We start from the raw sequence: 25,984 nt of genomic DNA, 5'->3' as shown, positions 1-25,984 counted from the left end.
ATGGGGCGTTTTGCCGGGCCTAGTTCCCAACCACCGGCAGCGACTTCGGTGCCAGTTCGCCGATGCTTCGACCGCGCGGGTCGTAGCTGCCGGCGCGAGAACAGGCCCAATCCTGCAGCGCCTGGATTTCCCTTACCGCGCCGTCGTAGTCGAGCTGGGTGGGCTTGCCGCCATCTACGGTCAACTGCCCGTCGACATAGACACGCTCGACGGCACGCTCGGCGGCGCAGTGCAGCAGGCTGCGCAGCGGGTCGTAGACCGGGCGCATCGCCGGCGTATCGAGGTCGATGACCACGAGGTCCGCCTTGGCGCCGACGCTCAGCCTGCCGATGTCGCTACGGCCCAGGGCCTTCGCGCCGGCAAGGGTGGCCGCGTCGAAGATGTCGGCGGTGTTGATGTCGAAGACGCTCTTGCCGCCGAGGCGCGAACAGATCAGCGCCTGCCGCATCTCTTCCAGCATGTTGAATGGATAGCTGTCGGTACCGATGGCGACGTTGACGCCTGCGCGCCTGTAGGCTCCGAGCGTTTCGAGCGCCATGCCGCTGCGGGCGAAGGTGACAGGGCAATGGGCAACCGTGGTGCCTCGCTTGGCGAGCGTCGCGAGATCGTCGCGCGTCCGCTGTCGGGTCCAGGAGTGATGGTCGGCGAAAATGCAATGGCCGAGGATGACGTCGGAGCCGAGCACGCCGAGACGGTCGAGATACTGCACGGCCGTAAGGCCAGTCCGGCGCAGCAGTTCCTCATGCTCGGCCATGGTCTGGGCGGCGTGTACCGTGATCGTCATGCCGCGCTTGCGTGCTGCCTCGGCGGCATCGGCCAGGAGGTCTGGCCGGCAGGTCTCGACCTGCGAGGGTGACACCACGCCGTCGAGCCGGCCGCTCGGATGCGCGCGGGCCCGGTCGACGAATTCGAGCGCCCGAACAAAGGCGTCGCGCCCGGCCGCATCGTTCCATTCGAAGTCGAGACGATGGCTGTCGTGCACCACCCAGTCGGCCTGACGGAACCCCGGCGCGAGATAGGCCCGTGCGCCGCTTTTGGCGGCGATGTCGAGCCAGATGTCGTGGGCGCCGGCAATGTCGAGAATGGTGGTCGCGCCTGATCGCATCAGGTCGCCGAGCATGACCGTCAGACAGGCCGCTCGGGCATCCTCGCCACCGTCGAGAACGTTCGAGAACTCGTACATGGCCTGACCCCAGAGGGCCGCGGTACCAACATCCTCGAAAATGCCCTTCGCCAGAGGTTCGTCATGCGAATGGCAGTGGATGTTTATCAGCCCCGGCATGACCATGCGCGCTTTGCCAGAAATCTCGGTCGTCGCCTGGCCCTCGAAGCGATCGCCGACGCAGAGCAGCCCGGTTGCGCCGAAAGCCACGTCGCCGCCATGGCGATAGACGTGGCGGTCGTTGGCGGCGTCGTAAGCGACGATGGTGTCGACGTCGCGAATGACGGTGATCTCAGTCATGACCTACCCTGAAGCGTTTCTCTAGATAGCGGCTGTAGGCGCCCATAAGGGCGCTGAAGACGAAATAGACGACGGCTGCGAACAAATAACCTTCAAGCACGGCTATGCCTTGCCAGTTGGGATCGCGCATGGCCGTCCGGACCGTGTTGAGGAAATCCAGCAGCCCGACGATGACGACAAGCGTCGTGTCCTGGAAGAAGCCGATGAACAATGAGACCAGCGGCGGGATCACTGTCTTCAGCGCCTGCGGGACGGTCACGAGGAATGTGTATTGCCAGTAGTGAAGTCCCAATGCCTGGGCCGCCTCGGTTTGGCCGCGCGGCAAGGCTTGCAGGCCCGCCCGCACGATCTCGGCGATGTAGGCTGCGGCGAACAGGATGATGGCGACCTGGGCTCGCAGCAGCTTGTCGATGGTCACTCCGTCCGGCATGAACAACGGTAGCATGACGGACGCCATGAAGAGGATGCTGATCAGCGGCACGCCGCGCACCAGCTCGATGAATGTGATGGCCAGCACACGAATGGCCGGCAGGTTGGAGAGGCGCGCGAGCGCCAGCAGGATACCGAGCGGCAGTGCGCAGACGAGCCCGACAAAGGTCAGCATGAAGGACAGCGGCAAGCCGCCCCACTGCGATGTCGGAACATGCGAGAGGCCGAGCGCCCCACCGGACATCAGCAGGAAGAGCACCGGCAGCAATGCTGCCCAAGCAACGACCAGCTTGCGCCCCCAAAGGCGGGGAATGCCTGATAGCGCCATGGCAGCGATGAACAACAGGGTGGCCGCCGACGGCCGCCATTGCTCTTCGAACGGATAGATTCCGAACAGCATGTAGCGCAGCTTGGCGGCGAGATATGGCCAGCAGGCACCGGCACCTGCCTTGCAGTCTTCCGGCGTGCCGCTGAACACGGCATTGATCAGCAGCCATGAGATCGCTGCCTTGGCTGCGAATGCCAAAATGGCCAGACAGACCAGGGTCAGGACTGTGTTGCCCGGCGTCCCGAAATAGGCCTTCAGGGCAGGGTTGCTGCGGGCCGGTCGACGCCAAGCCCCTCGGTTACCCGCCATCGTCGCTATGCGGTCGGTCACGGTTAGCGTCCCTTCAGGGCGACACGCCCATTGTACCAATTCATCAGTAGCGAGGTCGCTAGAGACAGGAACAGATAGGCCAGCATGAAAAGGGCAATCGGTTCGATTGCCTGCCCGGTCTGGTTCATGATGGTGTTGGAGACCATCACTACGTCCGGATAGCCGATCGCGATCGCCAGCGAACTGTTCTTGAATGTCGTTACATAGACGTTGGTCAGCGGCGGCACGATGATGCGCAGTGCTTGCGGCAGGATGACCAGACGCATGCTTAGGCTGTCGGGCAGGCCCAGCGCCCTGGCCGCCTCGCGCTGGCCCCTGCCGATCGCCAGGATGCCGCCGCGGACGATCTCGGCCACGGTTGCTGACGTGCCAAGCGTCAGGCCGAGCAATAGCGCGACGAATTCCGGTTTGAGATGTGCGCCGGCAGTCAGCCGGAATTTGCCAAGGACGGGCCAGTCTAAGTCGACGCTGATCTCGAAAAGCAGTACCGCAACGACAACAGGCAGGACGAACAGCGCGACCGCGACCGGCCATCCAGCCTTCGCGTTGCCTGTTGCGATACGCCGGCGGCGGGCCAGAGCCTGCCAACCGAAAGCGGCTGCCGCACCAAGGACGGCGGCCAAAGTGATTGCCCAGAAACCGGAGTGCCAGACTACGGCCGGAACCGCCAGGCCGCTATTCGACACGTAGACGCCCGGCAGCAGCCCGATTGCCTGCTTGACCGGCGGCAGCGTGAAGATAATGACCGAGTACCAAAGGAATAGGTAAAGAAGCAGTGGAACGTTGCGCAGCGCTTCGACGTAGAGGAGCATGAGCCGCGAAAGCAGCGGGTTGTTCGACAGTCGCGCAATTCCGACGAGCGTGCCGATGATGGTGCCGAACACGATAGACAGACCTGCGACCTTGATCGTGTTAAGCAGGCCGACCAGCAAGGCGCGCCCATAGCTGTCGGATGGTTCGTAGGCGATCGGCGTCTCGCTGATGATAAAGCCGGCCTCCCGTCCGAGGTAATCGAAACCGGTGGCGATGTCCTGGTGCGCAAGATTTGCCAACGCGTTGCTGAGCAGATACCAGCCGCAGCCGACAACGGCGGCAACACAGACAACCTGATACGCCAATTCGCGGGCGCGCTGGTCGCGTAGCAGAACAATGGGCGACACGCCGTCCGTCCTCTCGGTTCTGGTGGAAGAGCAGCGGCGCATGTCCGACAGACATGCGCCATATTCCTGTTAGCGGCTCACCGGAAGGGCGGCGGGTAGAGCAGGCCGCCGGCGTTCCAGAGGGTGTTCGGGCCGCGGCTCAGGCCAAGCGCGGTCTGTTCGCCAAGGTTGCGGTCAAACATCTCGGCATAGTTGCCGACATGCTTGATGATATTGTAGCCCCAGGCCTTGTCGAGGCCGAGCATCGTGCCGAGTTCGTCGGTGACGCCGAGCATGCGCTGGATTTCCGGATCCTCGCTCTTGAGTTGTTCGTCGACATTGGCCTGGGTTACACCCTTTTCCTCAGCGGCCATCATCATCCAGGCCGACCACGAGACGATATCACGCCAGTTGGAATCGTTCTGGCGCACCGCCGGGGCCAGCGGTTCCTTGGAGATGGTCTCCGGCAGGATCACGTAGTCGCCGGGGCTCTTTGAAGCTGCACGAATGGAGGCCAGGTCGGAGCGGTCGGACGAAACCGCGTCGCAGCGGCCGGAGAAGAAGGCGTTGTTGTTTTCGTCGGGGTTCTCGAACACCACGAGCTCGAATTTCTTGCCGTTGGCACGGAAGAAGTCGGCGAGATTCTGGGCTGTCGTCGTCCCTGGCAGGGTGCATATGGCCGCACCGTCGAGTTCCTTGGCGCTGCTGATGCCCAGGCTCTTGGCGACCATCAGGCCCTGGCCGTCATAGAAGACCGCCGGTCCGAAATCGATTCCGAGCGATGCATCGCGCGAGAACGTCATTGTCGTCTGGCGCGAAAGGACGTCGATCTCGCCCGACTGGAGCGCCTGGAACCGCGTGTTGATGTTGGTCATCACGAAGTCGACCTTGTTCGGGTCACCAAACACGGCGGTCGCGATGGCGCGGCAGACGTCGACGTCGAAGCCTGCGAACTTGCCCTGCGCGTCGGCCAGGGCAAAGCCCGTCGTGCCCATGGAGACGCCGCAAATCAGTTTGCCGCGCGCTTTCACCGTCTCAAGTGTGGACGCTGCCTGTGCGGCGACCACTGATGCGCCCAGCGCCAATGCTGCCGCCGCGACGCGACAGGCCCTGCCTAACATAGCCATTGTAGTCCTCCCATTAAGATTCTGGCGGATGCTCCCCCACCGCCGCTTTTGAGCAACGCGATCCAAGCAAATTGCCGACAATTATTCAACACAATAATCGACAATAATTGTGCTCAATCCAATGCGGTGAGACGTTGCGTGCGGCGGACATCCAAGCATGCCCTTCGCAGGTCATCGACCACCAGTACATCTAGGTCGCTCTGAATGCCCGGCGCGGTCAGCATAGCTTGTCGTCGATGGCCAGGCCTAAGAAACCATCATGGTCAACAAAGGCGGGCAGGTCTCCGGTAATGGAACCGTCGGCAGCGCCCCGCGAAGGAAGACGACCGCAGCAGATTAATCACAGCTGCTCCCGTCGATGGAGGCTCCATGCAACTCAGTCAAAACAAGCCAACGAGCCTCGTTCTACTTGCGGCTATTGATACCGCCGGCCTGGCGGCAGCAAATGACAGCCGGCCATGCGCGGCGCCGGTGGCCTGGAGCTCACGGCAAATGCCGACATCGTGGTGGAGAGCGAGGATCTCTCCCGGTCGCAGCGGGAGGTTCGGGTGCGCTACGTTTCCGCAACGAGAGCGATCGGGACATCAAGATCCGAGTCGCCTTTCCGTTGCCGGAAATACCGTTCGGCCCCATCGACAACCTGGAGCTGCGGATACCGGGAAATAGTATTTCGTCAGGTCGACGGGCAGGTGGTAAGGCCCGGAGCGGGACCCGCGGGCAACCAGCGTAGGTCGAGGATGACGCAGGCGCGCCGTCCCGCTTTCCGCAAGGCTGTCGCCCGGTCCCGTCCAGGAGCGTGCCCTGTTCACTGGATCGACGCTGTTGCTTCGTATTCTGCATCGTCGAGCGCCTCGATCCCCGGCGTACGCACAGCGGGATCTGGGAGCGTCGATATGGCGGCCCTTATACATGATCCAAAAACGGAGATGGCGTCATCCCAGTCGCCGGTTTCCAAAGAGCTTGCAACTGAACCCAACTACCTTGTCCGAGATCGAGATGGTTCAGAAGATGCGCAAAAGAGCGACGGAACCCGTCTCCCAGCAACCGCAATATTTGAAACGCACCCCTTCACCTGGTGTTCAACCTCCATATCTGGGCCGTTGGGCGGGGTGTCCACCCTGTCAGAACCGGTCAGCGTTTTCGCTAGAACTCGTGCAAGCCAGTGCCTCAGATGTGCTTGCGGCCGCCGGTGTCGCGGAACCAGCTGTCGGGATAAGGATACCACCAACCCTGGATCTCGGGCTTATGATCGATGATCACCATCTTCGAACGCCGGAATGCATCGAGCCCCTGGCGGCCGAGCTCGCGGCCGAGGCCCGAGGCCTTCCAGCCGCCGAAGGGCAGGGCATCATTGTCGATCAGCGGGTTGTTGACCCAGACCATGCCCGCCTCCAGCCGTTCAGCAGCCTCATGTGCCTCCGCGAGATCGGTGGTGAAGACGGACGCGCCGAGGCCGAAAGGGCTGTCATTGGCGAGCTTGATCCCCTCGTCGAAGTCCGTGACGCGGCAGATTGCGGCGACCGGCCCGAAGCATTCCTCGCGCATGATCGCCATGTCGGGCGTGACGCCGGTCAGGATCGTCGGCTCGTAGAACCAGCCGGTGGTGTGTGCCGGCGGAATGCGCCCGCCGGTCACCGCCCTGGCGCCACGTGCGATCGCATCATCGACCAGCCGCATGACTTTCGCCCGCGCCGCCTCGCTGACCAGCGGGCCGATCTCGCTCCGGTCCAGCCCGTTGCCGATCCGCAGCGCGCGCGCCTTCTCGGCGAACAGGTCGACAAATTGGTCGTGCACGGCGTCGACGACGAAGAAGCGCTCGGCCGAGGTACAGACCTGGCCGCTGAGGTGAAAGGCGGCGGTGACCGACCCGGCCGCCGCCACTTCCAGCGGCGCGTGCTGGCTGATGATCAGCGGATCGCTGCCCCCGGCCTCGATCACGCAGGGCTTCATGCGTTCGGCGCAGGCAACTGCGACGGCCTTGCCAGCGGCGACCGACCCGGTGAAGGCCACCGCGTGAGTGCGTTCCGAGGCGACCAGCGCCTGTGCCGTACCGGCGCCCCCGGGCAGGCAGGAGACAAGACCTTCGGGCAGCGAGCGGAAGATCGTCATGTAGTCGAGCGTCGACAGCGTGGTCGCTTCGGCCGGCTTGATCACGCAGGCATTGCCGGCGGCGAGCGAGGCCGCCACCGTCCAGCACATCAGGAGGATCGGAAAGTTAAAGGGCATGATGTGGACGGAGACGCCATAGGGCTCGTAGCGTGCGTACTGGAATGAGCCTGTCTGCGTCGTGCCAGCCACCTTGCCGGCGTCGTCGCGTGCCATCTCGGCATAATAGCGGAAGATCGGCGCGCAATTGGCGATCTCGCCGATCGCTTCCGGGTAGGGCTTGCCCATCTCGCGCACCATCAGCTCGGCGCAACCAGTGAAGTCAGCCGCCTCGATCGCGTTGGCGACGGCATGCAGATGTCTGGCGCGGCTTTTGGCGTCGAGCTTTTTCCATGTCGCCTGCGCCTTGGCGGCGGCGGTCAGCACGGCATCGATCTCGTGATCGGTGCCGGAAGCGATGGCGCCGACAGTCTCCAATGTCGCCGGATCGATCACCGGCCTCCTTGCACCGGCCATCGGTCGGTATTCTGGATTGACGAAGAAAGCTGGTTGGTCCGGTAAAAACTGCATTGGAAACCTCCGACCGGCTTTTTAGCGGATCATATAGACCTTCTTGATGGTCTCATGGACGGTGCACACGCCTTTCCAGTCCTGTGGGAAGAACGCAGCCGTGTCGGGCTCAATTTCGATCACCTCGCCGGATTCATGCGCGTAGGTGCAGCGTCCTTCGAGGAAGTGGCAGAACTCGTCGCGGGTGACATGGCAATGCCACTTGCCCGGCGTGCAGACCCACAGGCCGCATTCGGAGCGGCCTTCCGGCCCTTTGTGCAGCAGCTTGCCGGATGTGTGGGATTGACCCTCGATCATGGTGGGGATGACGCCCCAGTCGACAAGGTCGGTGATGGCAAGCGGGGATTGCATGACGGGTGTGGTCATTGATCTGTTCCTTGAAAATGTATTGTGCAACTCACCGACACATGAAGGCCTTGGTCAGCGTCTCGGTGATTTCTGAGGTGCCGGTCCAGCCGGCGGGAAAGAACACCAGCGTACCGGCTTCGACCGGAATCCGTTCGCCATCCTCATGGACATAAATCCCCCGGCCCGAGAGAAAATGGCAGAATTCATCGGCCTGGAAAGCGACGGAACGAGTGCCCGGCGTGCAGGACCAGAGCCCGCATTCACTCGACCCGTCCTCATGCTTGAATAGGATCCTGCCTGAGGCGCGGGGCGAACCTGATATTGTGTTGGCACCGGCACCCCAATCGTCGAGTGGCACGGTCGTGGCCTTTGGCCAGTGAGGTGTCGGCATGTTGTGAAGCTCCTCGGTCAGGCCAGCATGTAAACGTTGCGCATGGTCTCGTGCACGGTGCATTCGCCTGTCCAGCCGGCAGGGAACATGACCACGGTTCCGGCCGCCACCTCGATCACTTCGCCAGTGTCTGATTTGTAGGTGGCGCGACCCGCAACGAAGTGACACAGCTCGTCCCGCGGGATCGCCAGTCGCCAGCGGCCGGGCGTGCAGACCCAAATGCCGGATTCCGGTTGGTTGTTCGGCCCCTTGTGCACCAGCCTGCCAGTGGAGTGCGAGGCTCCCTCCAGCGCGTCGGGCTGGGCACCCCAGTCGACGAGGTCGGTGCGGGTAGAGGCTTGGTGAAGATGCGGCGCGGAGGAGGTCATAGCAGTGTCTCCAACAAGTCGGCGGCCTTTTCCGGGCCGTTCTGGGAACGCATGCGCGTCGACGTTTGCGCGAGCTTCGCCATGATGGCCGGATCGGTCAGGCAGGTTTCGATTCTTGCCGTAAGCTCGGCATCGCTCCAGTCGTAGCGCGGCATACCGAAACCGTGGCCGGTCTCCTCAACTCGACTGGCGTTGTCGTGGCCGTCCCAGACATAGGGCATGATGATCGCCGGTTTGCCGAAGTAGAGGCACTCGGTGAAGGAGTTGTTGCCGCCGTGGTGGATCACCGCGTCAACCTGCGGGATGACCGACGGCTGCGGGAACCAGCTCTCGATGATGACGTTGCCCGGCACATCCGAGTACTGGTCCTCGTAGCCTCCGACATTGACCAGCGCCCGATAGCGCGTCTTGCCGAGCGTTGCGATGATGCGCTTCAGAAGATCGACGTCACCGGCGCCCAGGCTGCCGAAGGAGACGTAGAGCAGAGGCCCGTCATTGTTCTCTGCAAAGACCGGAACAGCATAGGGCTTCTCTTGCCGGACGCAGCCCTCGAGATATTGGAATCTGGCCGGGTCGAGCGGATGGCGACGGTTGAACTTCGCCGCCTCGGGGTAGAGCAGCAGGTTGAGATACGGTGAGGCCTCAAAGAACTGACCGACAGGGTAGAGCGCTTCGTTGTTGGCGGCGAGGAAGGCGTTGAAGTCATCGTGGATCGGCTTGATCACCGCATTGAAATGATCGCGGTAGCGCTTGTGCCCGGCATGGTCATTCTCTGCGCAGCCGGAGAGGTGGGGCGGAATGTCCTCGTCCTCGATTTCATTCTCCGAGCAGGAGATGACGCGCACCCATGGCTTGCCATACTGCTTGATCGCCGGAAACAGGATGACGTTGTCGACGCAGATCACGTCGGGCTTGATGTTGGCGAGAACGCGGGGCAGGTCGTTCTGCGCCCATTTGGCGCTGTCGACGATCGCGGTCCAGCAATCCTTCACATAATTGTCGACTTGGTCGTAGGGCGACTTGCGGAAGTTCGGGATGTGACCATTGATGAAGTCCTCCCAGAACTTGGCCATTTGCTCGGGCGGCAACGGTTCGGAGAGGTTCACAGGATGCGCCTCGAAGCCATAGCCTTTGTAGACGTCAACGAAGCCGGGATCGGACAGGAATACCGCCTTGTGCCCGCGCGCCTCGACCGCCTGGGCGATGCCAACCGAGTTGAGCGCCGGGCCAAAGGCCGCTTCGGGAAAGAACGCGATAGTCTTTCGCGCCATGAGTGTTTCCTCCATCAATCTGCGTAAATTCTGACGTCGGCCGCGTCCCAGCCAAGCTCAACATGATCGCCGGCCGAGACCGGCTGGCGATCGACGGCATCTGCGGTGACACGCACCAGGATTGGCTTGTCGGACAGCGCTGTGCGGACGTGGAGCTGCAGGTCCAGCCCCTGATAGGCCAATGCCTCGACAGTGCCGGCAACGCGGTTGGCGGTTTCGGGCGAGGGAAAGAGCCGGATACGTTCGGGCCGCACGGCCGCAACGGTATCGGCTCCGAGTGAAAGCATGGTCGGAACCTTGCCGGCAATCTTCACGCCGTTGGCGGCCAGCACGCCATTGGCGGTGGCCTTTCCCTGGAGAAAATTCGTAACGCCGATGAAGTCGGCAACGAAGCGGTCGCAAGGATGCTCATAGACCGCTCGCGGCGTGTCGCATTGCAGCAGGCGGCCATCCCTCAACACCGCAATGCGGTCTGCCATGACCAGCGATTCCTCCTGGTCGTGGGTAACGATGACGAAGGTGATGCCGACCTCGTTTTGCAGGCGCTTCAGCTCGAGTTGCATGGCGCCGCGCAATTTCTTGTCAAGCGCGCCCAGCGGCTCGTCGAGCAGCAGCAGCCGCGGCCGCTTCACCAGCGCGCGGGCCAGCGCCACGCGCTGCCTCTGGCCACCCGACAACTGTTCTGGCTTGCGGTCGGCGAAGGGCACGAGCTCGGTCGTCGCCAGGATCGCGTCGACACGGGAGCGGATTTCATTTGCCGGCAAGCGTTCCATCTCAAGGCCGTAGGACACGTTGGCCCTGACGCTCATATGCGGAAACAGCGCGTAGGACTGGAACATCAGATTGACAGGCCGCTTGTTGGGCGGTGTCCTGGTGATGTCGCGTCCGTCGAGCAGGATGCGGCCATCGCTTGGGGGCTCGAAGCCGGCGAGCATGCGCAGCAGCGTGGTCTTGCCGCAGCCGGAGGGACCTAGCAGCGCAAAGAACTCGTTCTCGCGGATATCGAGCGAGATGTCCTCGACCGCTTTCACGCGGCCGAAGCGCTTCGAGACGTGATCGATCGACAGCAAGGTGCGCGGTTCGCTCATTGGCCGATGACCTCGCGATTGAGCCGCTGCGACAGGGTCAGCGCCACCACGCTGACCGCCATGACGATGGTCGCCAGCGCGTTGATTTCGGGTGTGATGCCGAAGCGGATCATCGAATAGATCTGGATCGGAAGCGTGGTTGAGCCGCGCCCGGCGCCGGCGGTGAAGAAGGCGATGATGAACTCATCGACCGAAAGCGTGAAGGCAAGCAGCGCGCCGGCTATTACGGCGGGGAGGATGACCGGCAGCGTCACCCGCCGGAACGTGGTGATTGCGGACGCGCCGAGATCGGCGGAGGCCTCGACGATCGACCAGTCGAAGTTCTTCAGTCGCGCGCGCACCACCGAGCAGATGAAGGCTAGATTGAAAACGACATGGGCGACGATGATGGTCTGCAGGCCCATGGTGACATTGAGCATAGAGAAGAAACTAAGCAGGGCGATGGCCAGCACGATGTCGGGAATGATCATCGGCGCGAAGATCAGTGCCTCGAGCCCCCTGCCATATTGCCGGCGCATCTCGACGCCGATCGCAAGCAGCGTGCCGAGCAATGTCGCGATCGCGGTGGAGACCAGCGCCACGATCAGCGTGTTGAGGGCTGCCGACAGAATCGCGGAATTTCCCGCGAGCGAGGCGTACCATTTCAGCGAAAAGCCGGACCAGGCAGTCGGCAGCCCGCCTTTGTTGAAGGACAGTGCCACGAGCACTGCGATCGGGATGTAGAGGAAGGCGAAGACGAGGCTAAGCACGAGCCAGAGCGCGCGCCGCGTGCCGGGAGCGCGCTCAGCCATTCGCGCCTCCACGCGCCTCAATGGTTCGGCCGGCGGCGCGGTCGGCGAATTGCGCCTGCGCCATCAGAACCAGCAGCATGACGGCGATCAGCGCGATACCCAGTGCGGCACCGAAGGGCCAGTCGTTAACGGTCAGGAACTGGTCATAGACGAGGTTGCCGATCATCTGGAAACGGCCGCCGCCGAGCAAAGCGGGCGTGACGAAATTGCCGATCGACAGCACGAAGACGAAGACCGCGCCGGCGGCAATGCCCGGTACGGTCAGGGGTAGGATGACGCGCCGGAAGGTAGTGGCCGCGGATGCGCCGAGGTCGCGCGAGGCCTCGTCCAGCTCGGGGTTCAGGCGAGACAGCGGCGCATAACAGGCGAGGATGACGAAGGGCAGGTAGTTGTAGACGAGGCCGGCGATGACGGCACCCTCGGTGTAAAGCATCGACGGCGGCTCGCCGGTATAGCCTACCCAGCGCAGGAGCTGCGTGACCAGGCCTTCACGGTTGAGCAGTACAATCCACGCATAGGTGCGGATCAGGTAGTTCGACCAGAACGGCAGCACGGCGAAGAACAGGAAGACCGGCTGCAGGCGACGGGGCGCGGCAGCGATGGCATAGGCGGCGGCATAGCCGATGATAACGGCGATAACTGTTGTGGTGCCGGCGATGGACGCCGATTTGAGGAAGATGCGGGCGTAGAGCGGGTCGAAGACCAGCCCGAAATTCTCCAGCGTGAAGGTGTATTCGACGCCGCCGTAGATGCCGCGCCGGAAGAAAGCGAGCGCCAGCACCAGCGCGCAGGGCACCACCATAAGGGCGGTGAGCCACGCCAGCGCTGGCGCCATCAGCAAGGAGGAGCGAAATCGTGTCTGGGGCACGTTGCAGTACCGTTCAGTGGCTGGCGGATGAACGCCGGTCTCTTGACGTGATTGCGCCTACTGCGCGGCCTTGATCTCGCTGACGATTTTTGCGTAGTCGCGCTGGGCCTCGCCGACGTCGCGCAATTGCTCGAATTTGACGAGATCGGCGACTGGCATAGCCATGTTGGGGAACTTGGCGAGGAAATCGGCCGGGAGACTTTCCATCGCCGGCTTGTTCGGCACCTTGTAGTCGATGTTCTGTGCCGCCCAGGCGTGGTTCTTGGCGTCGAGCATGAAGTTGATGAACTTGAAGGCTGCTTCCTTGTTCTGCGAAGCCTTCATCACCACCATCGTGTCGACCCAGAGGTCCGAACCTTCCTTCGGGATGACGTATTTAATCTCGGGCTTGTCGGCGATGCCGTAGTTGCACCAGCCGTCCCAGGCCTGCACCATCAGCGCTTCGCCAGAAACCAGCTTGGAGTAGAAGGTGGTGTCGTCATAGGCGAGCAGGGTCTTCTTGGCCGAGATCAGGAGGTCTTTTACCTCAGCGAGCTTGGCGGGATCGGTTTCGTTGACCGAGTACCCTTTGTCGAGCTGGCCGGCGGCAAGCAGCCAGCGGTCGGTCGCCAGCATCGTCGTCTTGCCCTTGAGGTCGTCGGACGGCACGAGCAAATCGTTCCAGCTGGTCGGTGCCGTCTTCACCAGGTCCGAACGGTAGCATAGGCCGGTGGTGCCCCAGGTGTAGGGGACGGAGAAGGTGTTGCCGACATCGTGGGGAAGCTTCGTCGCCTCCGGATAGAGGTTGGCGAGATTGGGGATCTTTGCATGGTCCATCGGCTCAGTCAGGCCGAGCTTGTTCAGTACCTCGGCGAAGGGCGATGAGACGAAGACCACATCGTAGCCCTTGCCGCTGGAGGCGACGAGCTTGCCCATGATCTCCTCGTTGGTGGCATGCACCACGACTTCACCGGAGACGCCGGTTTCGGTCTTGAATGCCGCCATGGCGTCAGGCGCCATGTAGCCGTCCCAGTTGGAGACGACGAGGTCGGCTGCAGCGGCCGGCGCCGAAAGCGCCAGCGCGAGGCCAAGCGCGATGAATGACGTCTTGGACGAGCGGTACCGCGGAGCGGTGGTGGTCATGATGGACTCCCATTCCGATTGATCGTCGAAATCATGCGTAGGACCGGCGCTCGCACCAGGTTGCGGTCTCGATCCTGTGTTCCCTCCGGTCTTTTTGCCGGTCACGTAGACAGTACTATTGCGAAAAAAAGAACGTCAATCCATAATTTGTCAGGTGGCCGAGGAATCTGTCCTGTTGCGCCCGCGGGGACGATCGGTCAAACCATCACGGTCATGTCCGACACGAGAAGTTTCATGCAAGCGGCAGCCCGGCGACCTCGCACCAACCATCTCGATCTCGCGCAGCGCATCCTGGACGTGGCGCGCCAGTGCGGCTTTGAGCCCGGTGCCCATTTGCCGGAACAACAGATCGCATCGCTCTGCAACGTCTCGCGGACGCCGGTGCGCGCGGCGTTGCGCCTGCTCGCCGAACAGGGCGTCGTGCATTGGGAAGCCGCAGCCGGATATCGCCTGGCCATTGACGTTACAGCGCCTGCGGCCATTGTCGCCGAACTCCCTGCCAGCGAGGAAGACGAACTGATCGAAGCGATCCTGCGCGACCGGTCAGCGCGGCGGCTGGACCAGACCGTCACCATCAGCGAGCTCATGCGGCGCTATGGCACTGAACGCAAGACGGTACTAAAAGCGCTTCAAAGACTGACGGAAGAGAATTTCCTCGATCGCGCGCCAGGGCAATCCTGGCTGTTTCGCCGCGCACCGGACGATCCGGAGGCGCAAGGTGAGAGCTGTGAGTTTCGCCTGCTACTGGAACCTGCCGCGATCCTGACGCCCGGCTTCCAGCTCGACGGCGCGCGCGCGGCGGCAATGCGACAAGGAATGGAGGCGTTGGCGGCACTGCCGGACGCGGCATTCGATCTCAAGGAGTTCCAGCGGCTCGACATCGACTTCCACGGAATGATCGCCGACGGATCGGCTAACCGCTTCATCGCCGACGCGCTCTCCGACCACTTGCGGCTGCGCAGACTGCCCGGCATCTATGTGGGGATCAATGTCTACAGGCTAAAACAGTCGCTGCGCGAGCACCTTGCCATACTCGACAATCTAGAAAGCCAACAGTACGAGGTGGCGGCCGACCTGCTGCGCGTCCATCTGCGCCTGTCCCGCAACCAGCGGCCGCAGGCAGCCAGCCGTGGGGCGCCAGCATTGTTCGGCATGATCAGTCGGCCGAGTTGATGAGGACCATGCGCAAGGCAAACCCGACCATCGTGCTGTTTCCCGAAGCGAGCTTTGGCGCGGCGCTGAATTGCGTCGGCATCGCGCAGGCGCTGCGTGCCCGTGGCGCGCGGCCGGTGTTCATCTGCCATGCCGGCTTCACCGGGGTGTTCGCCGACTATGGATTCCAGGAACACCAGTTGCCGACTAAAGACCCACTGAGCGTCAGCGAACGCCAGAGCTACTGGCAAGCCTTCGTGCGCACCCATTTGCCTCATTTCCGGCTGAGTCCGGCCGACCAGCTCGAAACCTATGTCGCGCCGACATGGCAGGCGATCGTCGACACAGCGGTCAGTGCCGAGGCGCCGCTCAGGCAATTGCTGGCGCAGCTGAAGCCGGATGCAGTGGTGCTCGACAATGTCGTCATGTTTCCTGCGATCGCCGCCTCGGGATGTCCCTGGGTGCGTGTCGTCTCCTGCGCCGAGACCGAGCTCCCCGATGCCCGCGTGCCGCCCTATCTGTCCGGCCTTGCGGCAGACGACGCCGGCCGCGCTGCCTTCGAGGCGCGTTATCTGGCGGCTGTTGCCCCCGCGCACGAGCGGTTCAATAAGCTGCGCGCCGATGCCGGACTGCCTCCCTTGCCGAAGGGATCGTTTCTCGAGGCCTCGCCCGATCTCAACCTGCTGCTGACGCCGTCGATCGTGCGCCGCGAACGCGCCGCGCCGCTCGACCCGGAGCGTTTCATCTATCTCGAAGGATGCGTCCGTTCCGAAGGGCCCTTCGAGGTGCCAGTCTTTCCGCGCAATGGCGGGCCGCTGGTCTATCTCAGCTTCGGTAGCCTCGGCGCTATGGATGTCGGCCTGATCGAGCGCATGCTGGCCGTCTTCGATCGGCTGCCGGCACGGTTCCTCGTCAATGTAGGCGGCCTGCGCGACGCTTATCGCGCGGTCCCCGACAATGTCCATCTGGACTCATGGTTTCCGCAGCCTTCGGTGGTGGCGAAGTCCGACCTGTTCATTCATCACGGCGGAAACAACAGTTTCTGCGAAGCGCTGCGCTTCGGTGTGCCCTCGCTGATCATACCCTACTGCTGGGACGGGCACGATAATGCGCGACGCGCCGAGGAGACTGGCGTCGGCAGCCACCTCAGCCGCGATGGATGGACCGAGGAAGTGCTGGAGCGAACCATTATCGGCCTTCTGGCCGACGATGTGATGCGTGCCCGCCTGAAGAAAAATGCAATCGATATGGCGTTGAAACCCGGAACGGAAGCGGCCGCTGAAGCGATCCTCTCTCTGTTGCGGACATGACCTCACCGGGGTAACGGCGGGGAGGCCTGTCAGCTCTTCCGTGCGTGCCACGAGTGCACCGATCTCGGTCTGGATTCTGGTGCGAAATATGCCGGCCTTGATGGCCTCAACCATGCCCCGGATCTCTCCTTGGTCGGCTCGGCACGCCAGGCATCGGCATTGGCTTTCGAGCCGTTCGTCTCCTCAGCATAGGTGCGCATCGCGGCCGCGGCGACCGGCTCGCGCGCCGTCATCCAGTGCTGATCCCTTGACCGCACGTCTCATCTTCATGACTGGGCGTCCCAATGTGACTATGGGGCAATGACGGCACGATTTGGCCGTGTCAAATCCGCTGCAGCAATTCACCGAACGTTCTGCTGGGCAGCCAACGCGACGCCACAAAATGATTGTTGTGCCTAGACTTCCAGACGATTTACCCAACTATGCTGCGATGATCGAATTGGCCTGTTCGTGGGAACAGAACAAATTATCGGGCGGTAACTGATGTCGACAGCCAACTCCGACCCACAGCCGCGCGCGACCCGCGGTATTGTTTGGCCCTTTCCCCCTGGAATTGATTGCTTCAACGCTTGGAAAACTGCACTCGGCAGATTGGTTGACTGTGCAATACCGGCCGACTTAGACCCGGCATTGTTCGACTTTCATGGCTGCACTTGGCAGCTTCCCGAGGCCTTCATACAGGTTAACGGTGGGTCGGCGATGTCGATGTCTCGATCACAGCAGGTCATTGATGACCGGCCGATCTCTCAGATGTCGCTCTATCTCCTAACCGCCGGCAGCGTACTGAGCGACTATGACGGACGTAGGCGAAAACATGTTCCAGGAGACATCGTCGCCGTCGACTATTCCCTGCCCTATGAATCTCTTACGTCCGGCTACGAGGGAATAACGCTGACATTCGACAGGACCAGCGCACCATCCGGTCTGCAAGGCAATGTCCATGGCATCGTTGTGTCTGAAAGCAGCAGCGCCGGCAACCTTCTTGGAATCCAGATGAGAGCCCTTGTCGATCATATAGATGGGCTCAGCGTTGACCAGGCGCAGTCGGTCGTTGATGGCATTCTACGGCTAGCCGCGACCACCTTTCCTGATCCGGCACCCAGAAAAGAGCGTGACGATGGCTCGTTCATGGACCGCGCGCATCGGCTTGCCCTTAAAAGAATGTCTGATCCAGACTTTGGCCTAGATGATATTATGCTCGCATTGGGCGTTTCACGATCGAAACTGTTTCGTTCGTTTGAACCCCATGGCGGTGTACAACGATGGTTGCTCGGCGAACGACTTGCAGCCAGCCTTCAGATAATCATCAGATCCGCAGGCAAGCTGAAAGTATCAGCCATCGCTCATCAACATGGGTTTCGTAGTGAAGCCCATTTCAGTCGTGCGTTTCGGAAGCGATATGAAATGAGCCCGCGCGCGGCTATGGGATTGGCAATGCGCTCGCAGGGCACGTCACTATATTTGAATTGGGCCAAGAACAACGCGCGGACCAAGCGCTCCACAGCAGAAGCCTGGCTCGCCGATGCCCAGGCAAGAGAATTAGAGCCGAAGGAAAAACAAAATACCCAATTGTAATGGGACTTCTCTACTCTGATTGAAGATAGAAAATACACCCGGTTCTCTTCTTCCATCGTGCCTCATCAATGTTTGAAAGCACGAAAGGCGGCCAAGTCGCCGCCGCTCCAACTCGTCTCGCGCCCTGATCATAACCTGTAGACCCGGCCAGCCTTGAGCGCGTGGAGTGCGTCGGCTCCGTACGCGCAAGGGGTCGACCACCCGAGTGCTCGGCTTGGGACATCATGACTGTCCGTCTCATTTTCATGACAGTGAGTCCCAATGTGGCGTGCAAGGCCGTGACAGTAAATACCCGGCATGCGAAACGAGTATTCGAATTCAACGCACTAGCGTTCTCAGGTGCGAGTTAAATAAAATCATCGCTTATTGTTCTTTACGTGTAACTTATTCAGGGGGGAATATGCCTAAAATTGCAAGACAATACTTTATAACAGCAATGTGTTTTCTTTTGGCGGGGGTTGTTGTCGGCCTAAAGATGTCAATTTCCCATGAGTATGTGGCAGCTGGCGCGCACGCACATACCAACCTGCTTGGTTGGGCGACGATGGCTATATTCGGGACATTTCACGCGCTCAATCCGCATGGAGCCGAGACACGCTTGGCGAAGATGCAATACTACGTATACACGGGCGGTTTGATTGTGATGTTGCCATCTCTCTACCTTTTATTGAGTGGGAACCAGTCATTGGAGCCTGTAGTGGCAGTATCATCTCTGGTGGTGTTTGCGGGAATATTAATGTTCGCGGCAATTATATTTCGGGCGCGCGCACAATGACGCCGAATAAACATTCAAAGAGGGTCAGGTTTGTGAATAAATATACCTCCCTTAGATCTTTGAATATGACGATCCTTGCGTCGACGTTGCTGTACACCACTTCCAGTAGTGCACTAGCGTCGGATTCAGTGATGTCGGCGGTGAATGCCGCCTCGTCGTCCAAAGTCGTGGCGGCCTTGCGCTGTGTGGAACGATGCTGGCCGAGAACCCGGCATGTCCGCCGTTGGGACACATCCGATTCCTTGATAACGGGGTCAATACAAGTCCCGTCCGCCGAAGCCGGGCGGTCTCAGTCTCCAACCCCTTGGGGCGCTTCATCTGATCGCCCAGCAGTCCGGCAACGATAATATGCAAATTCAGCCACGCCTACAAACGCGGCGTGAAGCCCACCGCCTTGAACGAGGCAGTGGGCTTTCGCCTCAGTGACAGGCAGCACCGTCCAACTGGAACGGTGAGGGATTGAGCCGTCGAAAGTGGCTACTTCTTCAAATAGCCCACGTAGTAGATGCCGATCACGTGTTTTTCCGCATCCTTTATCGGGTCGTATCCTGTGACATAGGGTTTGCCGAGAATATCGACCTCCCCATAGAAGGCCTCACCCTTCTTGATGGACTCGATCGCTTTTCCCTTTGGGTCCAGGACTGTCCCGATCGCCCGCGACCCATCGTCCTTCTTTACGTTCGTGGCGACCCGAACATAATCATCACCGCTTTTCACGAAAATTGTCGCGGTACCGCCGGCTTCCTTCACGACGTCGTCAACCAAAGCGAAGTTGTTGTTCATCTTGGTCGATCCGAAATAGATGGCCGGCACCTCCTTTCCGGCGACGGCGTCAGTTCCCTCTATCTTGGGCGATCCGAGTTTGCTTGCCTTTTCCTGCAAGAGCTCCATGGCTGCCTTCACCTTAGAATCCTGAGCGTTGGCAGCTATTGGCACGAGCATGGCGGCTCCGGTGAAGCATGTGGCCGTCAAGATGCTGATGAAAGCTTGTTTCAGGGTCATGGGCTTTCTCCTCGTCAGCCCTCTCCATCCCCTGTCTGTGGAATGAATAATACCAACCTCTGTTCCATCACTCTAGCGGCCCAGGTTGGTTTTCGGGGTAGGGAGCTATGTCACGATGGGAATCGTCGATCCGCAGTAAATGAACCCGGACAAGCAGCCCAACTTCATCTATATTTGAGGTGGCCAAGAGTTCATGGGAGCGTACTGTGCGCGGTCGTGTAGTTCTTGCAACCGCATGTGGACTTATCTTCAGCCAAATTGGTTCAGCCGCTGGGCAGGGCAGCGACTTCAACCCGCTGACCTGTGGCTGGCTACAAGGACGCATTGCGGAGGCCGAGAGCCAACTTAATCCCGCGCGCCTCAACAGTTTCCTGTTCCGGGCAGCCGATTTGGGCTGCACGCCGATTGCGCTGGAACTCCTGGACCGCGGCGCTTCGGTGTTCGCGCGCGACCGCGTTTCCAACACGGCTCTGCTTCACGCCGCACAAAGCGGGCACAAGGAACTGGTCGGGTTGCTCCTCGATAAGGGTGCCGACATCAATCATGCCAATTTGGACGGCTCGACAGCCTTGGCGCTTGCGATTGCGCGCCAGCGTCATGACGTGGTGCGGCTTTTGTTGGAAAGGGGAGCTTCGACCACCGGCCTGGCCCCACGCGGATCGACTTTGCTGGCCACTGCTGCCTTCGACGGCGATGAACAGCTTGTGCGCGTCCTGCTGGATCAGGGCTCTGATCCGAACGAGCCGGACGGGACCGGCAAAGGTCCGCTCGTCTATGCTGCGGCGAAGGGGCTGACGCCGATCGTGCGGATGCTGCTCGATGCTGGCGCTGACGTGAATAGGGAGTATTCACACAAGCTGACGGCACTAATGTGGGCCGCCGGCTACCCCAATATCGTCGCCGCGCATGACGGCGTTGCAACGGCAGAGCTGCTGGTGTCTCGGGGCGCGAACATCGATGCCGTCGACGATCGGGGGCGCTCGGCGTTGATGATCGCGGCCGAGCGCGGTCACGCCGAAATGGTCGGATGGCTGATGGCACACGGCGCTGATGGGAACTCGAGGGACGGGCAAGGGAAAACGGCAGCCGATCTTACGTCGGATGCTGCCGTGCTCAATGCGCTTCAGGCGCAGCCAGCCGATCAGAGTCCGGCGAGATAGCGGCTCATCGCAGCTATGTCGGCGTCGGACCAGTCCCTGACTATCGCTGCCATGGGCGGGGCATTCTTACGGATGTCACCCCGAAAATCGGTTATCGTCTGGGCCAGATAGTCAGCCTTCTGGTGGTTGAGACGAGGGTTGCGGCTGTCGCCCACCATTCCTCCGAGGTGGCACTGGGTGCACTGACCCTCGACAGCCAGGCTTTTAGCGCGCGCGTTGTCTTCCGGGCTGCTGACTTCCGAATAGTACGGCCAGGGCTGGGCCGCGAAATAGGTCGCAAGTGCCTTCATCTCGTCATCGGAAAGGCTGGCGGCGATCGGAGCCATGATCTCGTTGGCGCGGCGACCCGCCCGATAATCCTTGAGCTCGGTGAGAAGATAGTACATGTGCTGGCCAAAGATGATCGGCACCTTTTCGACGACCGGTTTTCCGTCTGCGCCGTGGCAACTCGCGCATAGTTGCACTTTATCCGCGATCTCGGGCGGAGGAGGCGTTGCTCGTTGTGCATTTGCCGGGCGGCCGACCGACAGGGCGAGGACCGCCGCAAATACGGACATGCTTCCCGGGTGAACGGCTCGCATTGCTACTCCTCCAGTGTGGGCGCAAGGGAGGCGAAGCGCAAAGGCGCTTCGCCTGTGTCCGCAAGGGGAACTGCCTATCGAGCAAGCTTGAAGGCGATGATTGCGTTGCCGCGCTTGTAATCCAGTTGCGTGTTGCCGCCTGCGGCCACGACGATGTACTGCTCGCCGTCTATCGCATAGGAGGCAGGCGGGGCGTTGACCCCGGCCCCAGCGCGGAAGTTCCACAATACGTCACCGGTCTCGGCGTTATAGGCCTTGAACAGGCCGTTGCCTTCACCTGTGAACACCAGACCGCCGGCGGTAGCCAGCACGCCGCCGATCATCGGTTGATCGGTCTTAGCCTGCCAGCGAATCTTGCCGGTGTTGTAGTCGACCGCCGTTACGTTGCCCCACTGCTCTTCAGTGGGAATGACCTTGAAGGCGCCGCCGAGCCACAACTTGCCCTCGGGATAAGGTGTGCTTTCCACCTGATACGTCATCGGCTGGTGCAGATTGATTGCATATGCAAGCGAATGGTCGGCGTCGATCGCCATCGGCGACCATTCCACTCCGCCATTGGCGCCGGGAAGCATCCGAGCGCCTTTGGCCGTCGGCAGCGTCCACATGTTCTCCTGGGGGACCATGGCCTCGGAAAAGCGGACAAGACTGCAGTCATCCGCCTTGTTCACGTAGATATGCCCGGTCTTGCCGCCGTGCAGGATGCCTTTCACCGTCTCGCCGGTGTCGGTCTTAACTTGGGTGATGATCGGCGGGCTGACAGAGTCGAGGTCCCACACGTCGTGAGGGATGTATTGGAAATGGCAGGCATACTTGCCCGTATCGAGGTTCACCGAGACGAGCGAGTCCGTGTAGAGGTTGTCTCCGGGCCGGAGCGAGCCATCCAGATCGGGGGACGGGTTGCCGACCACGAAGTAGATGCGCCGTGTCTCCAGGTCGACCGCCGGGTTCTGCCATACACCACCGCCCAGCGTCTTGTATGGATCGCCCGTTTTCGCGAGCGCGGCTTTTTCCGCCGCAATGTCGCGATGCAGATCACGGCCGGTCGCATCCTCTGTGGCCCAGACACCGACGCTTTTTTCCGGAATTGTGTTGAACGTCCAAAGGAGGTCGCCCTTCTCCGCGTCATAGGCCTTCATGAAACCGCGGATGCCGTATTCCCCGCCATTGGTGCCGATGAGAATCTTGCCGTCGACGGCGGTCGGCGCCATCGTCTCACTGTAGCCGAGTGCCGGGTCTGCGACATCCTTCTTCCAGACGACCGATCCATTCTGGGCATTGAGCGCTACGAGTTGGCCATCAAGTGTTCCCAGATACACCTTGTCGCCCAAGACAGCGACGCCTCGGTTGTTCGGGCCGCAACAGAAGGTCGTGATCGGGCCCATCGGGTGCTTGTATTCCCAGATCTGTTCACCGGTGCGGGCATCCAGCGCGTAGACATGATCAAATGCCGTCGTCACATACATGACGCCGTTGACGACGATCGGCGTCGTTTCCAAGGTCTCGACGATGTCGGTCTGGAATATCCAGGCTGGCCGCAGGTCTTTGACGTTGTCCTTATTGATCTGCTGATTGGGGTAGTAACGGGTCTGGTTATAGTTCGCATTTGTATGGAGGAAGTTGTTGCCGTCACTCGCAGCCTTGTTCAGCATCTCTTGCGTGACCGGGGTCCGTGTCTTTGCTTCCTGAGCCGACGCGGCCGAAATGGTTCCAGCCAGCATGGCAAATACGCAGGCGACCGCGCCGCCTGCGCGCTTCTTCGACCAGTTTTTCATGGTTTCCTCCCGCAGCACTTGGTGTACTGACACGCGCTCGCACAGAGCGAACGCAGCGGATAAGCTACCACATTCCGCAGCGTCAAGCGACGGCCACAAAGGGTGGAGCCGAGTTCGGACTGCGATATGGCGCGCTTCTGCGCGAGCTGTGGCCGACCGATTGATGCTTAGAACTCGCCCGAGGCTTGATCAGGCTGTGGTCTTGCCCGTTTTGATCCTCAAACTGCCGCGGATAGGATAAGCCAGCGCCGAGCCTGCTCGTGGCGTTCCCCCGCGGATATCGCCCACGCGTTGCGGACTGGTCAGCACGAACCAGCAGACCGAAGGGTCAACGCGCGGGTTTTCAAGAGTCGCTTTACGCCTTCACTAGAAACTAGTCGACGCAGCAATAATCAATCCGCCGACGACAGCAATGTTGATGGTAAAGGCCGAGCGCAACCCTTGCCTTTCGGGACCCGAATAACGCCAGAAATTGAGAGCCATTAGGCTGGCTGCGATCGTAAAGACGATCAGTGCGAGCGCGGCATAGGGCCTGGCCACGTCTGCTGCAAGGCACAGGCCAGCCGTGACCTCCACTGCCGATCCTGCCGCTAGTAGAACGGCCGCAGCAGGGAACTGCCGTGCGACCAGTTGCTTGACAACTTCCCTGAACTTGAGGAAGTGCTCGGCTCCAGCCCAGACGAAGACGCCTCCGAGCAGCACCATGCCGGCATTGTGGATGAACGGTATCATTGGGTTACCTAGTTGGTGAAGAGACGCGAGTTCTTTCGCGCCAAAATCCAGGCTGCAAGTTCGGTGGGGGTGTGCAACTCTCACATGTCGCGTCTGAAATTCGATTTGATGACACGGCCAGAAAGCTGTCCGCCATCCACGGGAAGGACTGCCCCAGTTGTAAAACCGGATAACGGCGAGGAAAGCCAGAGCACGGTGTTGGCGACGTCGGTGACGGATCCTATCCTACCCATGGGGACGGCCATCGCAGCCATGCTCTGCACTTTTTGGCCCGCGGCCTCAAGATGATGGGTCAGGATGGGGCCTGGCGCTACCACATTCACTCGGATGTTCTTGTCGGCGTAGTCGAGGGCCGCAGCGCGGCTTAGCCCGATAATGCCGGCCTTGCCCGCCACATAGGCGGAAAGCCCCGAAGCTCCTTCAACCCCGGCCGTCGAAGCCATGTTGACGATGGTCCCGCCACCGCTTTCAAGCATGGCTGCAATTTGAAACTTCATGCCATGAAACGTACCGTGAATATTGGTTCGTATGCCTCGGTCGAACGCGTCCGCATCTATCTCGGCGAGGAGGGCAGGCATCGGCCCATCGGTCGCATTATTGAACGCTGCATCGAGGCGCCCGAACACATCAACGGCTCTTGAAACGAGAGCTTTCATACCAACGGGATCGGTAACGTCGGCGGAAACGGCAAGGGCCCGACCACCTGTCGCTTGGATCTTACGTGCCACCTCGTCGATTGCCGCTTGCGAGCGTGCCGCAAGCACGACGGCAGCGCCGGCCCGGGCGAACGCTTTGGCCGTCTCCGCGCCAATGCCCCTGCTGGCGCCGACCACCAGCGCGACCCTACCGGAAAAATCAAAACCTTCTGTCATTTCTGTCTCCTCAATTGGCACTTGTGTGGGCAAGCGGATGCGCCGGGCGGGAAGTCAGGGCAGGCCTCCGCTTGTTTGCCGAGCGGGCCGAATTAGCTGCCAGTGCCTTTGCGATGTCCTGGGTCAGGCGCCCGATCATGCCTTCATAGGCTGTGTTCGTAAGCAGAACTGCGATGCGTTCGCGCTGGTGATCGACACACCACCAGTGCCCATACACGCCGCCCCACGACACCGTTCCAGATGAAAGCGTCGAATTCGCCACTACAGGATCGACGAGCACCGCGCCTGCCCAGGAGAAGCCCCAACCCGGACCCTGTGTCATGGCTTCGCCACCGACGCGAACCTTCTGAGCTTCCTGCCGGCGTGCGGCAGACAGGAAAGTTCCGTCGCGATATGCCTCCAGGAGGCGCATCACATCGTGCGCAGTCCCCGCCATACCCGCACCGCCGGACGGAAAGGCGCTAACTCGCCCAATCCGCGCCGGGTCGAACCGCACCGCCGAACCGAGATATGCCGGCAGCGGAACTTCCGTTACGCCCGCCATACGTATCGGCGCCGGTGCGCCGGCGTAATAGGGTGTAGCCAGCTCGTCGGGCACAGCGTGGAATGACGCTGCCAGGCCAAGTGGACCGGTGACCAGATTGGCGATCGCCTCTGGCAGAGATTTGCCTGTGACCGCTTCGATCACCCCGCCCAGTACGTCGATGGCGACAGAATAACGCCACGCGGCGCCAGGCGCGCTGTTCAGCGGTACCGAGGCGATGCGAGCAATGTTGTCCGCAAGCGACAAATTCGCTTCGTCGAGCCCATCCGAAATGCCGGATCTGGCGTAGATTCCGTCCCGTTCCTGCTGGAAGCCGTAGTCGAGGCCTGCCGTATGCGACATCAGGTGGGCCACGGTGATATGTGCAGCCGTTCCATCGGCGGTCGTGGGCGCAAAGCTTGGCAACCATTTGTCGATCGGATCGTCGGCGCTTAGTACGCCGGCCTCCATCAGCTTCAGTGCCGCCATGGTTGTGAACGGTTTGGTGACGGAAGCGTAACGGAACGGCGTGTCAATCGCCATCGGGCGCCCCGTTTCACGGTCGGCCAGACCGGCAGCACGCTCGAAGATGATACGGCCCTTCTCAGATACGAGCAGCACGCATCCGACGATGCGTTGGTCTGCGAGCGCGCTGTCGAGGGCGTCATCGAACGCGGTGGTCATCTGGCGGAGGGGCTGAGAGGTTGACACAACCGGTTGGCCTGCGGTCGGACTAGGTGCTTTTCGTAACATGGCTGGATCTCCATTTCGCTGCTGAACAGAGAAATAGCC

The 25,984-nt window shown here is 61.2% G+C and carries 24 protein-coding genes; 5 read left to right on the top strand and 19 right to left on the bottom strand.

Annotated features, from left to right (window positions below; translation table 11 throughout):
- Window positions 1–19: 19 nt before the first annotated feature.
- The 13 genes from M2281_RS18125 to M2281_RS18065 all read right to left on the bottom strand — a co-directional run bounded on the left by M2281_RS18125 (window position 20) and on the right by M2281_RS18065 (window position 13,738).
- Window positions 20–1,462 carry an amidohydrolase family protein gene (locus tag M2281_RS18125; RefSeq protein WP_280822585.1) on the bottom strand — a complete coding sequence of 481 codons (1,443 nt, stop codon included), beginning with the start codon at window positions 1,460–1,462 and terminating at the stop codon, window positions 20–22.
- Entirely contained in the window at window positions 1,455–2,528 is a 1,074-nt protein-coding gene (locus M2281_RS18120) for an amino acid ABC transporter permease (RefSeq protein WP_425537754.1), read from the bottom strand. The genes M2281_RS18125 and M2281_RS18120 overlap by 8 nt, the downstream gene beginning before the upstream one ends.
- A gap of 23 nt (window positions 2,529–2,551) precedes the next feature.
- Window positions 2,552–3,709, bottom strand: a complete 1,158-nt coding sequence (locus tag M2281_RS18115; RefSeq protein WP_280822583.1) for an amino acid ABC transporter permease — start codon at window positions 3,707–3,709, stop codon at window positions 2,552–2,554.
- Between the two features lie 77 nt (window positions 3,710–3,786).
- Window positions 3,787–4,809 carry an amino acid ABC transporter substrate-binding protein gene (locus tag M2281_RS18110; RefSeq protein ID WP_280822844.1) on the bottom strand — a complete coding sequence of 341 codons (1,023 nt, stop codon included), beginning with the start codon at window positions 4,807–4,809 and terminating at the stop codon, window positions 3,787–3,789.
- 1,173 nt (window positions 4,810–5,982) lie between these two features.
- On the bottom strand, window positions 5,983–7,491 hold the full coding sequence (locus M2281_RS18105) for an aldehyde dehydrogenase family protein (protein WP_280822582.1): 1,509 nt from the start codon (window positions 7,489–7,491) through the stop codon (window positions 5,983–5,985).
- Between the two features lie 21 nt (window positions 7,492–7,512).
- Complete coding sequence (locus M2281_RS18100) at window positions 7,513–7,857, bottom strand: cupin domain-containing protein (RefSeq protein ID WP_280822581.1); 345 nt, start codon at window positions 7,855–7,857, stop codon at window positions 7,513–7,515.
- Window positions 7,858–7,888: 31 nt separating this feature from the next.
- Complete coding sequence (locus M2281_RS18095; RefSeq protein WP_280822580.1) at window positions 7,889–8,230, bottom strand: cupin domain-containing protein; 342 nt, start codon at window positions 8,228–8,230, stop codon at window positions 7,889–7,891.
- A gap of 17 nt (window positions 8,231–8,247) precedes the next feature.
- Window positions 8,248–8,598 carry a cupin domain-containing protein gene (locus M2281_RS18090; protein ID WP_280822579.1) on the bottom strand — a complete coding sequence of 117 codons (351 nt, stop codon included), beginning with the start codon at window positions 8,596–8,598 and terminating at the stop codon, window positions 8,248–8,250.
- Entirely contained in the window at window positions 8,595–9,869 is a 1,275-nt protein-coding gene (locus M2281_RS18085) for a glycosyltransferase (RefSeq protein WP_280822578.1), read from the bottom strand. The genes M2281_RS18090 and M2281_RS18085 overlap by 4 nt, the downstream gene beginning before the upstream one ends.
- 14 nt (window positions 9,870–9,883) lie before the next feature.
- Window positions 9,884–10,957, bottom strand: coding sequence for an ABC transporter ATP-binding protein (locus M2281_RS18080; RefSeq protein ID WP_280822577.1), 1,074 nt, complete (start codon window positions 10,955–10,957; stop codon window positions 9,884–9,886).
- Complete coding sequence (locus M2281_RS18075; protein WP_280822576.1) at window positions 10,954–11,748, bottom strand: ABC transporter permease; 795 nt, start codon at window positions 11,746–11,748, stop codon at window positions 10,954–10,956. Before M2281_RS18075 ends, M2281_RS18080 begins: the two co-directional genes overlap by 4 nt.
- Window positions 11,741–12,583 carry an ABC transporter permease gene (locus M2281_RS18070; RefSeq protein WP_280822843.1) on the bottom strand — a complete coding sequence of 281 codons (843 nt, stop codon included), beginning with the start codon at window positions 12,581–12,583 and terminating at the stop codon, window positions 11,741–11,743. The genes M2281_RS18075 and M2281_RS18070 overlap by 8 nt, the downstream gene beginning before the upstream one ends.
- Window positions 12,584–12,673: 90 nt before the next feature.
- Complete coding sequence (locus tag M2281_RS18065) at window positions 12,674–13,738, bottom strand: polyamine ABC transporter substrate-binding protein (protein WP_280822575.1); 1,065 nt, start codon at window positions 13,736–13,738, stop codon at window positions 12,674–12,676.
- 18 nt (window positions 13,739–13,756) lie between these two features.
- On the opposite strand from M2281_RS18065, the gene M2281_RS18060 reads away from it, so the two are divergent.
- The 4 genes from M2281_RS18060 (at window position 13,757) to M2281_RS18045 (ending at window position 18,550) form a co-directional block, all read left to right on the top strand.
- A complete protein-coding gene (locus M2281_RS18060; protein ID WP_280822574.1) occupies window positions 13,757–14,911 on the top strand; it encodes a GntR family transcriptional regulator in 1,155 nt (384 codons plus the stop codon).
- An 8-nt stretch (window positions 14,912–14,919) separates the two neighbouring features.
- On the top strand, window positions 14,920–16,200 hold the full coding sequence (locus M2281_RS18055; protein WP_280822573.1) for a glycosyltransferase: 1,281 nt from the start codon (window positions 14,920–14,922) through the stop codon (window positions 16,198–16,200).
- Between the two features lie 483 nt (window positions 16,201–16,683).
- Complete coding sequence (locus M2281_RS18050) at window positions 16,684–17,775, top strand: AraC family transcriptional regulator (protein WP_280822572.1); 1,092 nt, start codon at window positions 16,684–16,686, stop codon at window positions 17,773–17,775.
- A gap of 400 nt (window positions 17,776–18,175) precedes the next feature.
- On the top strand, window positions 18,176–18,550 hold the full coding sequence (locus tag M2281_RS18045) for a hypothetical protein (protein WP_280822571.1): 375 nt from the start codon (window positions 18,176–18,178) through the stop codon (window positions 18,548–18,550).
- Window positions 18,551–19,027: 477 nt separating this feature from the next.
- Here the strand turns inward: M2281_RS18045 and M2281_RS18035 are convergent, their stop codons facing one another.
- Complete coding sequence (locus M2281_RS18035; RefSeq protein WP_280822570.1) at window positions 19,028–19,552, bottom strand: Cache 3/Cache 2 fusion domain-containing protein; 525 nt, start codon at window positions 19,550–19,552, stop codon at window positions 19,028–19,030.
- A gap of 206 nt (window positions 19,553–19,758) precedes the next feature.
- Between M2281_RS18035 and M2281_RS18030 the strand changes: the two genes are divergently transcribed.
- Entirely contained in the window at window positions 19,759–20,712 is a 954-nt protein-coding gene (locus M2281_RS18030) for an ankyrin repeat domain-containing protein (protein ID WP_280822569.1), read from the top strand.
- Here M2281_RS18030 and M2281_RS18025 read toward each other — a convergent pair.
- The 5 genes from M2281_RS18025 to M2281_RS18005 all read right to left on the bottom strand — a co-directional run bounded on the left by M2281_RS18025 (window position 20,694) and on the right by M2281_RS18005 (window position 25,876).
- On the bottom strand, window positions 20,694–21,269 hold the full coding sequence (locus M2281_RS18025; protein ID WP_280822568.1) for a c-type cytochrome: 576 nt from the start codon (window positions 21,267–21,269) through the stop codon (window positions 20,694–20,696). The genes M2281_RS18030 and M2281_RS18025 overlap by 19 nt on opposite strands.
- A 98-nt stretch (window positions 21,270–21,367) precedes the next feature.
- A complete protein-coding gene (locus M2281_RS18020; RefSeq protein WP_280822567.1) occupies window positions 21,368–23,065 on the bottom strand; it encodes a pyrroloquinoline quinone-dependent dehydrogenase in 1,698 nt (565 codons plus the stop codon).
- 366 nt (window positions 23,066–23,431) lie between these two features.
- The gene (locus M2281_RS18015) at window positions 23,432–23,797 is read right to left on the bottom strand and encodes a DoxX family protein (RefSeq protein WP_280822566.1); all 366 of its coding nucleotides are present in this window, start codon (window positions 23,795–23,797) and stop codon (window positions 23,432–23,434) included.
- 80 nt (window positions 23,798–23,877) lie between these two features.
- Window positions 23,878–24,669, bottom strand: a complete 792-nt coding sequence (locus M2281_RS18010) for an SDR family NAD(P)-dependent oxidoreductase (RefSeq protein ID WP_280822565.1) — start codon at window positions 24,667–24,669, stop codon at window positions 23,878–23,880.
- A gap of 10 nt (window positions 24,670–24,679) precedes the next feature.
- Window positions 24,680–25,876 (bottom strand): serine hydrolase domain-containing protein, encoded by a 1,197-nt coding sequence (locus M2281_RS18005; RefSeq protein WP_280822564.1) that lies wholly within the window; start codon window positions 25,874–25,876, stop codon window positions 24,680–24,682.
- Between the last annotated feature and the right edge of the window lie 108 nt (window positions 25,877–25,984).

Origin of the sequence: Pseudaminobacter soli (ex Li et al. 2025) (assembly GCF_029892515.1) — a bacterium.
Classification (GTDB): domain Bacteria; phylum Pseudomonadota; class Alphaproteobacteria; order Rhizobiales; family Rhizobiaceae; genus Pseudaminobacter; species Pseudaminobacter soli_A.
The sequence above is the reverse complement of the archived record's forward strand: the minus strand, read 5'-3'. Positions and strand labels throughout refer to the sequence as shown.

Bases quoted from the DNA above. Each gene is read 5' to 3' on its own strand.
- M2281_RS18125 (WP_280822585.1), bottom strand. From the start codon at position 1,462: ATGACTGAGATCACCGTCATTCGCGACGTCGACACCATCGTCGCTTAC.
- M2281_RS18120 (WP_425537754.1), bottom strand. From the start codon at position 2,528: ATGGCGGGTAACCGAGGGGCTTGGCGTCGACCGGCCCGCAGCAACCCT.
- M2281_RS18110 (WP_280822844.1), bottom strand. From the start codon at position 4,809: ATGTTAGGCAGGGCCTGTCGCGTCGCGGCGGCAGCATTGGCGCTGGGC.
- M2281_RS18105 (WP_280822582.1), bottom strand. From the start codon at position 7,491: ATGCAGTTTTTACCGGACCAACCAGCTTTCTTCGTCAATCCAGAATAC.
- M2281_RS18100 (WP_280822581.1), bottom strand. From the start codon at position 7,857: ATGACCACACCCGTCATGCAATCCCCGCTTGCCATCACCGACCTTGTC.
- M2281_RS18095 (WP_280822580.1), bottom strand. From the start codon at position 8,230: ATGCCGACACCTCACTGGCCAAAGGCCACGACCGTGCCACTCGACGAT.
- M2281_RS18090 (WP_280822579.1), bottom strand. From the start codon at position 8,598: ATGACCTCCTCCGCGCCGCATCTTCACCAAGCCTCTACCCGCACCGAC.
- M2281_RS18085 (WP_280822578.1), bottom strand. From the start codon at position 9,869: ATGGCGCGAAAGACTATCGCGTTCTTTCCCGAAGCGGCCTTTGGCCCG.
- M2281_RS18080 (WP_280822577.1), bottom strand. From the start codon at position 10,957: ATGAGCGAACCGCGCACCTTGCTGTCGATCGATCACGTCTCGAAGCGC.
- M2281_RS18075 (WP_280822576.1), bottom strand. From the start codon at position 11,748: ATGGCTGAGCGCGCTCCCGGCACGCGGCGCGCGCTCTGGCTCGTGCTT.
- M2281_RS18070 (WP_280822843.1), bottom strand. From the start codon at position 12,583: ATGGCGCCAGCGCTGGCGTGGCTCACCGCCCTTATGGTGGTGCCCTGC.
- M2281_RS18065 (WP_280822575.1), bottom strand. From the start codon at position 13,738: ATGACCACCACCGCTCCGCGGTACCGCTCGTCCAAGACGTCATTCATC.
- M2281_RS18055 (WP_280822573.1), top strand. From the start codon at position 14,920: ATGCGCAAGGCAAACCCGACCATCGTGCTGTTTCCCGAAGCGAGCTTT.
- M2281_RS18050 (WP_280822572.1), top strand. From the start codon at position 16,684: ATGTCGACAGCCAACTCCGACCCACAGCCGCGCGCGACCCGCGGTATT.
- M2281_RS18045 (WP_280822571.1), top strand. From the start codon at position 18,176: ATGCCTAAAATTGCAAGACAATACTTTATAACAGCAATGTGTTTTCTT.
- M2281_RS18035 (WP_280822570.1), bottom strand. From the start codon at position 19,552: ATGACCCTGAAACAAGCTTTCATCAGCATCTTGACGGCCACATGCTTC.
- M2281_RS18025 (WP_280822568.1), bottom strand. From the start codon at position 21,269: ATGTCCGTATTTGCGGCGGTCCTCGCCCTGTCGGTCGGCCGCCCGGCA.
- M2281_RS18020 (WP_280822567.1), bottom strand. From the start codon at position 23,065: ATGAAAAACTGGTCGAAGAAGCGCGCAGGCGGCGCGGTCGCCTGCGTA.
- M2281_RS18015 (WP_280822566.1), bottom strand. From the start codon at position 23,797: ATGATACCGTTCATCCACAATGCCGGCATGGTGCTGCTCGGAGGCGTC.
- M2281_RS18010 (WP_280822565.1), bottom strand. From the start codon at position 24,669: ATGACAGAAGGTTTTGATTTTTCCGGTAGGGTCGCGCTGGTGGTCGGC.
- M2281_RS18005 (WP_280822564.1), bottom strand. From the start codon at position 25,876: ATGACCACCGCGTTCGATGACGCCCTCGACAGCGCGCTCGCAGACCAA.